Genomic DNA, 15931 nt, shown 5'->3' on the forward strand with positions numbered 1-15931 from the left:
ATGACTGAAAATGAACAAATTTTTTGGAATAGGGTTTTGGAACTTGCGCAAAATCAATTAACTCAGGCAACTTATGAGTTTTTTGTTTTTGATGCTAGATTAGTTAAAGTTGAAAATCAAGTAGCTACAATCTATTTAGAAAGCGTCAAACAGTTATTTTGGGAAAACAACCTAAAAGATGTTATTTTGACTGCTGGTTTTGAAATTTACAATGCACAAATTTCAATTGAATATGTATTTGAAGACTACTTAGAAGAGTCACAACCCGCACAATCTAATACTCAAGTTTTTTCAAGACAACCTGTTAATCCATTACCAATTGTTGCCTCTGATTTAAATTCAAAATATAACTTTGAAAATTTTATTCAAGGAGATGAAAATCGTTGGGCAGTAGCTGCTTCAATTGCTGTAGCAAATACACCTGGTACCACTTATAATCCCTTATTTATATGGGGTGGACCTGGACTAGGAAAAACTCACTTACTTAATGCTATCGGGAATTCTGTTCTTAGAGATAACCCTAATGCACGTATTAAGTATATTACAGCTGAAAATTTCATTAATGAATTTGTTATTCATATTCGTTTAGATACTATGGATGAACTCAAAGAAAAATTTAGAAATCTAGACTTATTACTTATTGATGATATTCAGTCACTTGCTAAAAAGACTTTATCTGGAACACAAGAAGAATTCTTTAACACCTTTAATGCTCTCCATAATAATAATAAACAAATTGTTTTAACAAGCGATCGAACACCAGACCATTTAAATGATTTGGAAGAACGACTTGTAACACGTTTCAAATGGGGGTTAACTGTTAACATTACACCACCTGATTTTGAAACAAGGGTTGCTATTTTAACTAATAAAATTCAAGAATATAATTTTACTTTTCCACAAGATACTATTGAATATTTAGCTGGACAATTTGATTCTAACGTCAGAGATTTAGAAGGTGCCTTAAAAGATATTAGTTTAGTTGCCAATTTTAAACAAATTGATCGTATTACAGTTGATGTAGCAGCAGAAGCTATTCGTGCTAGAAAACAAGATACACCTAAAATGACTATTATTCCAATTGAAGAAATCCAAATTCAAGTTGGTAAATTTTATGATGTAACTGTAAAAGAAATAAAAGCAACAAAACGCACTCAAGACATTGTTTTAGCTAGACAGGTCGCAATGTTCTTAGCACGTGAAATGACTGATAATTCATTGCCAAAAATTGGAAAAGAATTTGGTGGCAGGGACCATTCAACTGTTCTTCATGCTTATAATAAAATCAAAAATATGATTGCTGAAGATGAGAGTCTTCGCATTGAGATTGAGACCATCAAAAATAAGATAAAATAAGACCTGTGGAAAAGTATTCTTTTTTGATAAAGTTATCCACAAGTTGTGAACAAGCTTTATCTCTTGGTGGAACTGATATGAGCTAAGTTATTAACGTTATGCACAAGACCTACTACTACTACTAAATATTATACTTATAAAATAAAGGAGTTTTCATGATTCAATTTTTAATAAATCGTTCCCTTTTTATGCAAGCTTTAAATGCAACTAAAAGAGCTATTAGTACTAAAAACGCTATTCCTATTCTTTCAACTATAAAAATTGATGTTAATCAAGCTGACATTACTTTAACAGGATCTAATGGTCAAATTTCTATTGAAAATACTATTCCTGTTTCAAATGAAAATGCGGGACTATTGATTACATCAACTGGTTCAGTTTTACTAGAGGCAAACTTCTTTATTAATATTATTTCTAGCTTACCAGATATTAGTTTAGAATTTAAAGAAATAGAACAACACCAAGTTGTTTTAACATCAGGAAAATCTGAAATTACCTTAAAAGGAAAAGATGTTGAACAATACCCCCGTCTTCAGGAAGTGTCCACAGATAATCCTCTTATTCTTGAAACAAAATTATTGAAATCTATTATTGCTGAAACAGCATTTGCAGCAAGTTTACAAGAAAGCCGTCCAATTCTTACTGGTGTTCATATGATTTTGAGTCAAAATAATCAGTTTAAAGCGGTAGCTACAGACTCACACCGTATGAGTCAACGGTTATTAACTCTTGAAAAATCTGCTAGTGATTTTGATGTGGTTATTCCAAGTAAATCACTTCGTGAATTTTCATCAGTTTTTACTGATGATATTGAAACCGTTGAAATTTTCTTTTCTCCAAGTCAAATTTTATTTAGAAGTGAACATATTTCATTCTATACAAGACTTCTTGAAGGAAATTATCCTGATACAGACCGTCTATTAATGAATCAATTTGAAACAGAAGTTGTTTTTAATACACAATCCTTACGCCATGCAATGGAACGTGCACATTTGATTTCAAATGCTACACAAAATGGAACCGTTAAACTTGAAATTGCTGAAAATGCTATTACAGCACATGTTAATTCGCCAGAGGTTGGTAAAGTTAATGAAGAACTTGAAATTGTAGAAAAATCAGGTGAGCATTTAATCATTTCATTTAACCCAACTTATTTGATTGAAGCATTAAAAGCATTGAAGAGTGATACAGTTAGAATTCGTTTTATTTCTCCAGTTCGACCATTTACACTAACTCCAGGAGATGATGAAGAAGGATTTATCCAATTAATCACACCTGTCCGTACAAACTAATAGCCCTAGAATAACTCCATTTGGGTGGGGTTATTTTTATAGCCTTAGGAAAGGAAAAACAATGTATGATTTAGGTTCTCTCGTAGAGATGAAAAAACCACATGCTTGCACCGTAAAATCAACAGGTAAAAAAGCAAATGAATGGAAAATTATCAGAGTTGGTGCTGATATAAAATTACAGTGTACAAATTGTGACCATATTATTATGATGAGTCGCTATGATTTTGAACGAAAACTAAAAAAAGTGTTGCAGTCTTAAAATACTTGTAACAGCAAGTATTTTTATAAACTATGCAACTGAAAATTGGGTCAATAACTAGTTGGGAATTTTTATCTGATTATTGATAGTTGATATTTTTAACACCATTAGTTGTTACTTATTTAAAAATGTTTATCAATTTATTTTAGCTTGTGACTTAGCAAGCTTTTTTTGATAGTTTTATGCTATAATAGTTGTGATTGAAATTTTGAACGGAGATTACTAAATATGGCTTTGACAGCTGGGATTGTCGGTTTACCAAATGTTGGTAAATCAACTTTATTTAATGCAATTACAAAAGCAGGTGCAGAGGCTGCTAACTATCCTTTTGCAACAATTGATCCAAATGTTGGTATGGTTGAGGTACCAGATGAGCGATTAAATAAATTAACAGAGCTAATCACTCCTAAAAAAACAGTTCCAACAACTTTTGAATTTACAGATATTGCTGGAATTGTAAAAGGCGCTTCAAAAGGTGAAGGTCTTGGAAATAAGTTCTTGGCTAATATTCGAGAAGTGGATGCTATTGTTCATGTGGTTCGTGCCTTTGATGATGAAAATGTTATGCGTGAACAAGGTCGTGAGGATGCTTTTGTTGATCCTATGGCTGATATTGATACTATCAATTTGGAATTAATTCTAGCAGATTTAGAATCAATTAATAAACGTTATGCACGTGTTGAAAAAATGGCACGTACACAAAAAGATAAAGAGTCAGTAGCAGAATTTGCTGTGCTTGAAAAAATTAAACCTGTTTTAGAAGATGGAAAATCAGCCAGAACAATTAATTTTACAGATGAAGAAGAAAAAGTTGTGAAACAATTATTCTTGTTAACAACAAAACCAGTTCTTTATGTAGCAAATGTTGATGAAGATAAAGTAGCTGATCCAGATGATATTGATTATGTTAATATCATTCGTGACTTTGCTGCAACAGAAAATGCAGAAGTTGTTGTTATTTCAGCGCGTGCAGAAGAAGAAATTTCAGAATTAGACGATGAAGAAGATAAAGCTGAATTTTTAGAAGCTATCGGTTTAACAGAATCAGGCGTTGATAAATTAACACGCGCAGCTTATCATTTATTAGGTTTAGGCACTTACTTTACTGCAGGTGTCAAAGAAGTTCGCGCATGGACATTTAAACGTGGCATTAAAGCTCCACAAGCAGCTGGTATTATTCATTCAGATTTTGAACGAGGTTTTATTCGTGCCGTAACCATGAGTTATGATGACTTGATTAAATATGGAAGTGAAAAAGCTGTTAAAGAAGCTGGACGTTTAAGAGAAGAAGGAAAAGAATATGTTGTTCAAGATGGCGACATTATGGAGTTCCGATTTAACGTATAAAAAATAGCATAAGGAAAAGGTTGGAAAATGAATTTCCAACCCTTTTCCTATTTGGAGAATAGAGCAAATGGTAAAAATGATTGTTGGTCTTGGAAATCCAGGATCAAAATATGATAATACAAAACATAATATAGGATTTACGGCTATTGATCAAATGGCTAAAAAGCATGGAATTAACTTTACTGAGGAAAAAAATTTTAAAGCACTTATTGGATCAACATTTATTAATCACGAAAAAATTTATTTGGTCAAACCTATTACTTTTATGAATAATAGTGGTATTTCTGTAAAAGCATTATTAACTTATTACAATATTTCTGTGAATGATATGATTATTATTTATGATGATTTAGATATGGAAGTTGGTAAAATAAGGTTTAGACAAAAAGGATCCGCAGGTGGGCATAATGGTATTAAATCGATTATTGCACATATTGGAACCCAGGAATTTGATCGTATTAAAATTGGAATAGGTCGACCAAAGCAAGGAATGACAGTTATTAATCATGTTCTAGGAAAATTTGATAGTGATGATAGCATTACCATCGCTTTAACTTTAGAAAAAGTTAGTGATGCTGTAGCATTTTATTTACAAGAAAACAACTTTGAAAAGACCATGCAAAAATATAATGGGTAATTATGAATAGTTTAGAATTATTTAGTCAGAATAAAACCATTCAATCTTGGATTGCAGGAAGTGAAACACTTGCAAGACAATTAGTAATGGGATTATCTGGATCAAGCAAAGCTATGGCTATAGCTTCACAATATATTAGTCAAGAAAATAAAGTAATTGTTGTTACAGCCAGTCAAAATGAAGCTGAAAAATTAGCTGCGGACTTATCAGCATTAATTGGTGAAGAAAATGTCTATCAATTTTTCTCAGATGATGTTGCTGCTGCAGAATTTATTTTCTCATCCTTAGATAAGGCTATTTCAAGAATTGAAGCCATTCAATTTTTAAATAATACGAGTTGTAGTGGTATTTTAATTACAAGTGTTATTGGATTACGAACCTTACTTCCAAATCCAAAAGTTTTTAAAGAAAATCAACTGACATTTGCTATTGGTAGTGAATATGATTTAGAAACACTTGTTAAGCAACTGTCTATTTTAGGTTATCAAAAAGTTTCACAAGTTACCAATCCAGGTGAATATAGTAGGAGAGGTGATATTTTAGATATCTATGAAATCACTGAAGAACTTCCATTTCGAATTGAATTTTTTGGTGATGAAGTTGATGGTATTAGAACATTTGATAGTGAAACTCAAAAATCATTAACTGAAAAAAATAAAATTCTTATTGGTCCTGCTAGTGACCTTATTTTAGAACCAATAGATTTAAATCGTGGTAGTGATAAACTCGAAAGTCTATTAAGTCCTTTAAGTTTAGAAGCTAAGGCTTATATTTCAGACATTATTGCAGTTTCACGAGATGGGTTTAAACATAAAGATATTCGAAAATTTTTATCATTGTACTATGAGAAAGAATGGACCTTATTGGATTATATTCCAAAAGGAACACCATTAATTTTTGATGATTTTCAAAAAATAATGGATAAGAATGCTAATTTTGATTTAGAAGTTGCTAATTTATTAACAGCTGATTTACAAAATCATAAAGCAGTCTCAAGTTTGCATTATTTTGCTGAGAACTATCGTCAGTTTAGAGCTTATCAACCAGCAAGTTTCTTCTCAAATTTTCATAAGGGTCTAGGAAATATCAAGTTTGATAAAATGCATCAGTTGACACAATATGCGATGCAGGAATTTTATAATCAATTTCCACTCTTATTAGATGAAATCAGACGTTATCAAAAATCACAAGCTACTGTGATTATTCAAGTTGAATCTCATCATGCCTTTGAAAATCTGCAAAAGCATTTAGAAGAATACAATACTGATTTTCCACTTGTTTCAGCCAATGCTATTGAAGCTAAAAAAACACAAATCATTATTGGAAATGTGTCTAGTGGTTTTTATTTTTCTGATGAGAAAATTGCTTTTATCACAGAACACGAAATTTATCATAAAAAAGTTAAAAGACGAGTTCGAAAATCAACTATTAGTAATGCTGAACGTCTTAAAAATTATAATGAATTATCAAAAGGTGATTTTGTTGTTCATAATGTTCATGGTATTGGCCAATTTTTAGGCATTGAAACCATTCAAATTAATGGTATTCATAGAGATTATGTTACAATTCAGTATCAAAATTCTGATCGTATTTCACTACCTGTTGAACAAATTGAAAGTTTATCAAAATATGTTTCAGCAGATGGTAAAACACCAAAAATTAATAAATTAAATGACGGTCGTTTCCAAAAAACAAAACAAAAAGTTACCAAACAAGTTGAAGATATAGCAGACGATTTGTTAAAACTTTATGCTGAAAGAAGTCAATTAAAAGGATTTCAATTTTCTCCGGATGATAATCTTCAAGCAGCCTTTGAAGAAGACTTTGCTTTTATTGAAACAGAGGATCAATTACGGTCCGTTAAGGAAATTAAGCAGGATATGGAAAGTCATCATCCTATGGATCGTCTTTTAGTTGGAGATGTTGGATTTGGTAAAACGGAAGTTGCGATGAGAGCAGCATTCAAAGCCGTTAATGATAACAAACAAGTTGCTATTTTAGTACCAACAACTGTCTTAGCGCAGCAACACTATGAAAACTTTAAAGAGCGCTTTGAAAATTATCCTATTGAAATTGATGTGCTCAGTCGATTTAGAAGTAAAAAAGAACAGACTGAAAGTCTTGAAAAATTGAAAAAAGGTCAAGTTGATATTATTATTGGGACGCATAGACTTTTATCAAAAGATGTTCATTTTTCAGATTTAGGCTTAATTATCATTGATGAAGAACAACGATTTGGTGTTAAACATAAAGAAAAATTAAAAGAATTAAAGGCTAAGGTAGATGTTCTTACTTTAACGGCTACACCTATTCCAAGAACATTACATATGTCAATGTTAGGAATTCGTGATTTATCTGTGATTGAAACCCCACCTACCAATCGTTATCCTGTTCAAACCTATGTGTTAGAGACTAATCCTGGAATTGTGAGGGAAGCTATTATTAGGGAAATAGACCGTGGTGGTCAAGTTTTCTATGTTTATAATAAAGTTGATACGATTGATAAAAAAGTTTCAGAGCTACAAGAGTTAGTTCCAGAAGCTTCAATTGGATTTGTTCATGGTCAAATGAGTGAAATTCAATTGGAAAATACCCTGATTGATTTTATTAATGGAGATTATGATGTTCTAGTAGCAACTACGATTATTGAAACAGGTGTTGATATTTCAAATGTAAATACTTTATTTATTGAAAATGCTGATCATATGGGACTTTCAACTTTATACCAATTAAGAGGTCGTGTTGGTCGTTCAAATAGGATTGCTTACGCTTATCTCATGTATCGACCTGATAAAGTTCTTTCAGAAATATCTGAAAAAAGATTAGAAGCTATCAAAGGGTTTACAGAATTGGGATCTGGATTTAAAATAGCTATGCGCGATTTATCTATTCGTGGCGCAGGTAATATACTTGGTGCCTCACAAAGTGGTTTTATAGATTCAGTCGGTTTTGAAATGTATTCACAATTGTTAGAACAAGCTATTGCTAATAAACAAGGCAAGACAATAATTAGGAAAAAAGGAAATTGTGAAATTAATTTACAAATTGATGCCTATTTATCTGAAGATTACATCAAAGATGAACGTCAGAAAATTGAAATTTACAAACGTATCCGTGAATTTGAAAATCGTGAAGATTATAGACAATTACAAGAAGAATTAGTGGATCGTTTTGGTGATTATCCAGATCAAGTAGCCTATCTTATTGAAATTGGTTTATTAAAATACTATATGGATAATGCTTTTGCTGAATTAGCAGAACGTAAAGATAAGCAATTATTAGTACGTTTTGAAAAGGTATCTCTGAGCTATTATTTAACACAAGATTATTTTGAAGCTTTGTCAAAAACACAATTAAAAGCAAGAATCAGTGAAAATAATGGAAAAATTGATATTATTTTTGATATCAGAAATAAAAAAGACTATGAAATCTTAGAGGAATTAGTTATTTTTGGAGAAAAATTGAGTGAGATTAAAGAACGAAAAAATACAGGAGACAACTAAAGTATCCAGTTTACTTATTGTATTAAGTGGGCTAGTCTCTAAAATTTTAGCAGCCTTGTATAAAATACCCTATCAAAACTTAGTTGGTGATAGGGGGGTTTATGCTTACCAGCAAGTCTATCCACTCTTAGCTATTATCAGTGCACTTAGTTTAACAGCCTTGCCTAATGTAATAGCAAGCATTGCTCAAAAAAATAGCCAAAAAGATTTGGAAATTCTATTTAAAATCCAGTTTTACGTCAGTACCGGCTTATCAATTTTATTATTAATTTTCTCATATTCTCTTGCTAACTTACTTGGTAGTATTTACCTGACACCAAGTATTATAATGACAGCACTTGTTTTAGTAACAGTTCCTTTTATTTCTTTTTATAGAGGAATGGCACAAGCAAATGCTGATATGTTACCAACAGCTATTAGTCAAGTTTTGGAACAAATCATTAGAGTGACTATTATTATTTTATCTGCCTTATTGTTTTATTTTTGTGATTGGACTGTTTATTTCACAGCTAATGTGGCAGCTAGTGGAAATTTAGTTGCAAGTGTTTGTGTGCTAATCTACTTGATTAAGAAATCATCATATTCAGCGAAAAGTATGATGACTGTGAAGAAATTGTCATTTGGACAAATGCATGGCATTGGTTTATCAACAATTTTATTTATTTTTTATTCTATCTATCTTTTACTTTTTCAATTTCTTGATTCTATTTTTGTCAAAAATAGTTTAGTCTTAAGTGGTTTTTCACAAATTACTGCGGAAGCAAGTAAGGGAATTTATGATAGGGGGCAACCATTGATCCAGTTTGGATTAATTTTTTCAACAGCCTTATTCACATCCTATTTACCAAAATTAACAAAATTATTCTATGAGAATACATCAAATTATCAAGAAGAAAGTCAGTCTTTTTTTGAATTTATTTTCTATTTCAATCTGACCTTAACAATTGGTTTTGGCAGTATTTTACACTTAATGAATCACTTTTTATTTGAAAATAATAAAGGTTTTTTAGCTCTTGAAATTTATTTGACCATCATTGTATTGTCAAGTTTAATTCAATATTTTCATCAAAAAGCTTTTATCGAAACAAAATTTAAGGCTTCTTTTCTATTTTTAGTTATAGGTTTAGCATTAAAAATGATTTTAACACCTTTTTTAACCTATCATTTCGGCATTATAGGAAGTTCATTATCAACGGTGGTGCCACTTGTTATCGTTTTGTTTTGTTATCTAAAAAATAGTCAGATAACAGTAACAGTTTTTACTAATATCAAATACTACTTTAGTATAGCAATGATGCTATTAATGGTTTATCTTGTCCAAATTATTATTCCCAGTCATAGTAGAGTGACTGCCCTTATAACATTAGTGATAGCAGCATTTTTAGGAATGGTAGTCTTTCTAAGTTTATGTCATCAATTAATGGTTTTTGATCAGAAATTATGGTACTATCTACCATTACACAAAGAAAAATGATAAAATGGAATGGACTGTGAGGTAAATCATGAGACTAGATAAATATTTAAAAGTATCACGCATTATAAAAAGACGTCCAGTAGCCAAAGAAGTTGCTGATAAAGGTCGTATTAAAGTTAATGGTGTATTGGCTAAGAGTTCCACAGATTTAAAAATCAATGATGAAGTTGAAATTCGTTTTGGCAATAAATTGCTGACAGTCCGTGTACTTGAAATGAAAGATAGTACTAAAAAGGAAGATGCTGTCAAAATGTATGACATTATTAGAGAAACAAGGATAGAAAGTCATGAAGAAGCCTAGTATTGTTCAATTAAATAATCAATACATCAATGATGAAAATATCAAAAAACGCTTTGAAGTTGAGGAAAATCAAAAGAAAAACCGTTTTATGGGATGGATTTTGATTATTATCATGTTTTTATTTATTTTACCAACCTATAATTTGGTTCAAAGTTATGTTGGTCTAGAAAAACAACATAAACAAGTCATCAAACTGCAAAAAGAATACCAAAATTTAGAAAATAGTACGAAAAAAGAAAAAGAATTAGCTAAGCAATTAAAAGACAATGATTATGTTAAAAAATATGCGCGTGCTAAATACTATCTTTCACGAGAAGGAGAGGTTATCTATCCTATTCCAGGATTATTACCAAAATAAATGATGGAAGATATTATTCAAAAAGTAGAATTATTTTTGGCGCATTCAGATGATAAATTGGAAGAGTTACAGGAAAAAAATCAATTGATTAAGGAAGATTTCCAACGGAAAGATTAATATTAAGAAAGGAGAAATGGTGAAAAAATTATTAGCAGTTATGTTAATGACGTTTTTCTTGTCTCCTATTATTGTCATTAGTACAGAGGAAAAACCAGAATTTCCAAAAGAAGTGATTCATGAACTTAATCAATCAGCTCTTTCTAAAGTCACTTATTATGATGTCATTCCTCAAAATCCTAACGTTTACTATGAAACTTATAGTTATTTAGATGCCGATTTAAATCAGTTAGGTCATCTTATTTCACCAAATACAGCATTTAGCATCAGTAAGTTAATGATTAACAGTTCAGGAAAAGCTATTTTTCAATTAACAGATGGCACTTACATTGAAGCTAATAAAACTATTATTTATGATGATGTCTTAAAAAATCAAATGCCTGTAGATTTGAATTTTTGGACAAAAGCACATTTCTTAGCCTATAATCAACCTTTTGTAAAAGGAATTCTTCCTAAAGAAACTGATATAAAAGCCTATGATGAGGTCCATGCAAGTCGACTTGTTCAAACCCAACAAGGGAATTATTATTATATTAATAATAAGGTTTGGATTTCTGAAACAGATTTATCACTTTCAGATAATCGTATGTCAAAAGTTCAAGACATGTTAACTCAAAAATACAATAAATCCAACTATTCTATTTTTGTAAAACAATTAGATACACAGGCAGTTGCAGGTATTAATGCCGATCAATTAATGTATTCAGCAAGTATTGCTAAATTAGCAACTCTTTATTATGTTCAAGACAAAATTAATAATGGGCAATTAGCTGCAGATAAGAAATTAAATTATAGTGATCAGGTTCATCATTTTGATGGGGCTTATGATGGTTCTGGAAGTGGTAAAATCAGCAAAGAAGCCGATCATAAAGATTATAGTGTAGATGAGTTATTAAAAGCAGTGTCTCAACATTCAGATAATGTTGCAACAAATATTTTAGGTTACTATATTGCTAATAAATATGACCAAAAATTTTATGCTCATATTAATGCCATTGCAGGAATGAAATGGAATATGGAAAGTCGTATGTTATCATCACACGCAGCAGCAAATCTAATGGAAGCTATTTATTATCAAAATGGACAAATCATTTCTTATTTGTCAGCAACTGATTTTGATGATAATCGTATTTCAAAAAACATTTCAGTACCAGTCGCTCATAAAATTGGTGACGCTTATGAAAATAGGCATGATGTTGCTATTATTTATGGGAAGTCGCCATATATCCTATCAGTTTTTACAGATAATGCATCTTATGAGGATATTACTCAAATTTCAGATGATGTATACTCAATCCTAAAATAATGTATCAAAAAATTTATCAACACACTAAAAAACAGGGCTTATTTAAATCCCACAAACGCGTATTAATAGCAGTATCTAGTGGAGTAGATTCTATGAATTTACTGCACTTTTTGCATTTTTACAAAGATGAGTTGCAGATTGAAATTGCAATCGCACATGTTAATCACAAACAACGAAAACAGTCTGATGAAGAGGAAAAATTTCTTCAAAATTGGGCAAAGGAAAATCAAATTCCACTATTTATAAAGCATTTTTCAGGAATATTTTCAGAAAAAAAAGCAAGAGACTTTCGTTATGCTTTTTTTAAGGAAATAATGATTAGCTATAACTATTCTGCTCTTGTTACAGCTCATCACGCTAATGATCAAGCTGAAACAGTATTGATGCGCATTGTAAGAGGAACTTTACTAAGGCATCTTCAAGCAATTCAGGAAGTTCAAGATTTCGGGAATGGACAATTAATTAGACCTTTTCTGACTTTTAATAAAGAGCAACTTCCTAATGTTTTTCATTTTGATGATTACTCAAATCAAGAAAATCATTACTTCAGAAATCGTGTTAGAAATCTTTACTTGAGAGATTTGGCAAAAGAAAATCCTAGAATTCAAGAAGCACTTACTGATTTAGCTAGAGAGTCCCACCTTTTGTTTACAGCCTTAAAAGAGTTAACAGATTCTTATGAAAAAACGGATTTATCTTTTTTTCAGTCGCAATCCTATGCGGTACAATATTATTTGCTACAAGAGTATATTGCTAAATTTTCAGATTTAAAACTTTCAAAAACTCAGTTTAAAGATATACATTCAATTCTTACTTCAAAGAATAATGGTATTTTTCCTATAAATAGCAGTTATCAACTCATTTTATCAATAAAATCCTTTGAAATTCAAAAAATCATGCTTGAGACGGAGGTTTATAAGCAAAAACTTCTGTTAAAATATGGTTCAATGCATGACTATAAAGGATATTTCTTCTCTTTTGAAACAATAGGAATGACAAAAGAAAATACTTTTAGCATCCCAATTTATGATACTTCTCCTATTACCTTACGAGGAAGAAATGAAGGAGATGTTATTTCATTTGGTTCTTTTTCAAAGAAATTAAGGCGATTATTTATTGATGAAAAATATTCTATTCAGGAAAGAAATGAAGCAATTATAGGATTACAAAATGATATTATTATATTTGTTATTGTAGCTGATAAAACTTATTTGAGAAAAATGGCTGAAAATGATATAATGAGAGCCACACTGTATATTGAAAATTTAGAAAAAAGGTGACATCATGCTTGAGCAAGATATTAAAAAAATTCTTTACACAGAAGAAGATATTATTATTAAAACTAAAGAATTAGGAGAACAATTAACTAAGGATTATCAAGGGAAAAATCCGTTAATGGTTGGTGTTCTCAAAGGTTCAGTTCCATTTATGGCAGAACTTATTAAACATATTGATACACATGTTGAAATCGACTTTATGGTGGTATCAAGTTATCATGGTGGAACAATGAGTAGTGGAGAAGTCAAAATCTTAAAAGATGTTGATACTAACATTGAAGGCCGTGATATTATCTTTATTGAAGATATTATTGACACTGGTCGTACACTTAAGTATCTAATCGATATGTTTAAATACCGTAAAGCTAATTCAGTTAAAATTGCTACTTTATTTGATAAGCCAGAAGGCCGCGTTGTAGAGATTGAAGCAGATTACGTTTGTTACGATATTCCAAATGAATTTATTGTAGGTTTTGGTTTAGACTATGCGGAAAATTATCGTAATCTTCCTTATGTCGGTGTATTAAAAGAAGAAATCTATTCAAAATAGAAAAAGGTCAATTATTACTTTATGAAAAACAACAAAAATAATGGTTTTGTGAAAAATTCATTTATTTATATTTTATTGATTGTTATTGTTATTACAGGATTTCAATATTATTTAAAAGGAACAAGTTCACAAAGCCAACAGATTAGTTACTCAAAATTAATCAAACATATTAAATCAGGTGATGTAAAAACACTAACCTATCAACCAAGTGGAAGTATTATTGAAGTTAGAGGGAAGTATGATAAGCCTCAAAAAGTTCAAACAGATCCAGGATTAACATTCTTTGGTTCAAACAATACAGCAACTGTTGAAGAATTTACATCTTTAGTATTACCTAGTGATTCAACATTAAAAGAAATAACAAGTGCAGCATCAAAAGAAGGTACTGAAATTATTGTCAAACAAGAAAGTTCAAGTGGAACTTGGATTTCCTTATTGATGAGTTTCTTGCCAATTATTATCTTTGCAGCTTTCATGATGATGATGATGAATCAAGGTGGTGGTGGAGCTCGTGGTGCCATGAGTTTTGGTAAAAATAAGGCAAAATCACAAACAAAAGGTGATGTCAAAGTTCGATTTACAGATGTTGCTGGTGCTGAGGAAGAAAAACAAGAACTTGTTGAAGTTGTTGATTTTCTTAAAAATCCTAAGAAATATAAAGCTCTAGGTGCAAGAATTCCCTCAGGTGTCCTTTTAGAGGGTCCTCCAGGAACAGGTAAAACCTTATTAGCAAAAGCTGTCGCTGGTGAAGCAGAGGTTCCATTCTTTAGCATTTCAGGTTCAGACTTCGTTGAAATGTTTGTTGGTGTTGGAGCAAGTCGAGTTAGATCTTTGTTTGAAGATGCTAAGAAAGCAGAACGTGCTATTATCTTTATTGATGAAATAGATGCCGTTGGTAGACGTCGTGGCGCAGGAATGGGCGGTGGTAACGATGAACGTGAACAAACCTTGAACCAACTTCTTATTGAAATGGATGGTTTTGAAGGCAATGAAAGTATCATTGTTATTGCAGCAACTAACCGTAGTGATGTTTTAGATCCAGCTTTATTGAGACCAGGTCGTTTCGACCGTAAAGTTCTAGTTGGTCGTCCAGATGTTAAAGGACGAGAAGCTATTCTTAAAGTTCACGCTAAAAATAAACCATTATCAGAAGATGTTAATTTAAAAGTTGTTGCACAACAAACACCAGGTTTTGTTGGAGCTGATTTAGAGAATGTTCTTAATGAGGCAGCACTTGTAGCAGCACGTCGTAATAAAACTAAAATTGATGCTAGTGATATCGATGAAGCAGAGGACCGTGTTATTGCAGGTCCATCTAAGAAAGATAGAACAATTTCTCAAAAAGAACGTGAGATGGTTGCTTATCATGAAGCTGGTCATACAATTGTTGGGCTTGTTTTATCAAATGCTAGAGTTGTTCATAAAGTAACAATTGTTCCTCGTGGTCGTGCAGGTGGTTATATGATTGCTCTTCCAAAAGAAGATCAAATGTTACTCTCTAAAGATGACTTGAAAGAACAATTAGCTGGTTTGATGGGTGGACGTGTTGCTGAAGAAATCATTTTTAATGCACAAACGACAGGTGCATCAAATGACTTTGAACAAGCGACACAGATGGCTCGAGCTATGGTTACAGAGTATGGAATGAGTGATAAATTAGGTCCTGTTCAATATGAAGGCAGCCATGCTATGATGCCAGGACAAATATCTCCAGAAAAATCCTATTCAGCTCAAACAGCACAATTGATTGATGATGAAGTTAGATCTTTATTGAATCAGGCGCGTAATAAAGCTGCTGAGATTATTAATGAACATAAAGAAACTCATAAATTAATTGCAGAAGCACTCTTAAAATATGAAACATTAGATGCAGCTCAAATTAAGTCAATTTACGAGACAGGTAAAATGCCTGAAAATCAAGAACAAGAAAATGATGATGTTCATGCTTTATCATATGATGAGATAAAAGATAAAATGACTGAAAAATAAAAAATAATCTAGACTTAGTGTCTAGATTATTTTGGCTCTTTTCTACTATTTGTCAAGAATAATGCGGGTTCTGACTCAAAATTATTTCTGAAAGTGTATCAATAGAGTCATTTTAGGAGGAGTTCGTGCCATTTTTTAAGAATTTAGGTACAGAAAAATGACACC

The 15931-nt window shown here is 31.2% G+C and carries 14 protein-coding genes; all 14 read left to right on the forward strand.

The window, feature by feature from the left end:
* The 14 genes from dnaA (at position 1) to ftsH (ending at position 15766) form a co-directional block, all read left to right on the forward strand.
* Entirely contained in the window at positions 1–1356 is a 1356-nt protein-coding gene (gene dnaA, locus Q9317_RS00005) for a chromosomal replication initiator protein DnaA (RefSeq protein ID WP_003100539.1), read from the forward strand.
* 155 nt (positions 1357–1511) lie between these two features.
* Positions 1512–2648, forward strand: a complete 1137-nt coding sequence (gene dnaN, locus Q9317_RS00010; protein ID WP_121791558.1) for a DNA polymerase III subunit beta — start codon at positions 1512–1514, stop codon at positions 2646–2648.
* 61 nt (positions 2649–2709) lie between these two features.
* Positions 2710–2907: a DUF951 domain-containing protein gene (locus tag Q9317_RS00015; protein ID WP_003100542.1), complete on the forward strand. Its 198-nt coding sequence runs from the start codon at positions 2710–2712 to the stop codon at positions 2905–2907.
* Positions 2908–3135: 228 nt separating this feature from the next.
* Positions 3136–4254, forward strand: coding sequence for a redox-regulated ATPase YchF (ychF, locus tag Q9317_RS00020; protein ID WP_016355730.1), 1119 nt, complete (start codon positions 3136–3138; stop codon positions 4252–4254).
* A gap of 67 nt (positions 4255–4321) precedes the next feature.
* The gene (gene pth / locus Q9317_RS00025) at positions 4322–4891 is read left to right on the forward strand and encodes an aminoacyl-tRNA hydrolase (protein ID WP_003100548.1); all 570 of its coding nucleotides are present in this window, start codon (positions 4322–4324) and stop codon (positions 4889–4891) included.
* 2 nt (positions 4892–4893) lie between these two features.
* Positions 4894–8394, forward strand: coding sequence for a transcription-repair coupling factor (gene mfd / locus Q9317_RS00030; protein ID WP_016355731.1), 3501 nt, complete (start codon positions 4894–4896; stop codon positions 8392–8394).
* Positions 8357–9868: an oligosaccharide flippase family protein gene (locus Q9317_RS00035; RefSeq protein ID WP_003100552.1), complete on the forward strand. Its 1512-nt coding sequence runs from the start codon at positions 8357–8359 to the stop codon at positions 9866–9868. Before mfd ends, Q9317_RS00035 begins: the two co-directional genes overlap by 38 nt.
* 28 nt (positions 9869–9896) lie before the next feature.
* Positions 9897–10169, forward strand: coding sequence for an RNA-binding S4 domain-containing protein (locus tag Q9317_RS00040; RefSeq protein WP_003100554.1), 273 nt, complete (start codon positions 9897–9899; stop codon positions 10167–10169).
* The gene (locus Q9317_RS00045) at positions 10156–10527 is read left to right on the forward strand and encodes an FtsB family cell division protein (RefSeq protein WP_003100556.1); all 372 of its coding nucleotides are present in this window, start codon (positions 10156–10158) and stop codon (positions 10525–10527) included. The genes Q9317_RS00040 and Q9317_RS00045 overlap by 14 nt, the downstream gene beginning before the upstream one ends.
* On the forward strand, positions 10528–10644 hold the full coding sequence (locus Q9317_RS00050) for an SP_0009 family protein (RefSeq protein ID WP_016355733.1): 117 nt from the start codon (positions 10528–10530) through the stop codon (positions 10642–10644). It abuts the gene before it with no gap.
* 19 nt (positions 10645–10663) lie between these two features.
* Positions 10664–11950 carry a serine hydrolase gene (locus tag Q9317_RS00055; protein ID WP_003100558.1) on the forward strand — a complete coding sequence of 429 codons (1287 nt, stop codon included), beginning with the start codon at positions 10664–10666 and terminating at the stop codon, positions 11948–11950.
* The gene (gene tilS / locus Q9317_RS00060) at positions 11947–13230 is read left to right on the forward strand and encodes a tRNA lysidine(34) synthetase TilS (RefSeq protein WP_071794715.1); all 1284 of its coding nucleotides are present in this window, start codon (positions 11947–11949) and stop codon (positions 13228–13230) included. The genes Q9317_RS00055 and tilS overlap by 4 nt, the downstream gene beginning before the upstream one ends.
* 4 nt (positions 13231–13234) lie before the next feature.
* Positions 13235–13777 carry a hypoxanthine phosphoribosyltransferase gene (gene hpt, locus Q9317_RS00065; protein WP_003100560.1) on the forward strand — a complete coding sequence of 181 codons (543 nt, stop codon included), beginning with the start codon at positions 13235–13237 and terminating at the stop codon, positions 13775–13777.
* Between the two features lie 21 nt (positions 13778–13798).
* Positions 13799–15766, forward strand: a complete 1968-nt coding sequence (ftsH, locus tag Q9317_RS00070; RefSeq protein WP_003100561.1) for an ATP-dependent zinc metalloprotease FtsH — start codon at positions 13799–13801, stop codon at positions 15764–15766.
* Positions 15767–15931: the final 165 nt, after the last annotated feature.

Source organism: Streptococcus iniae (assembly GCF_030732225.1).
GTDB lineage: Bacteria > Bacillota > Bacilli > Lactobacillales > Streptococcaceae > Streptococcus > Streptococcus iniae.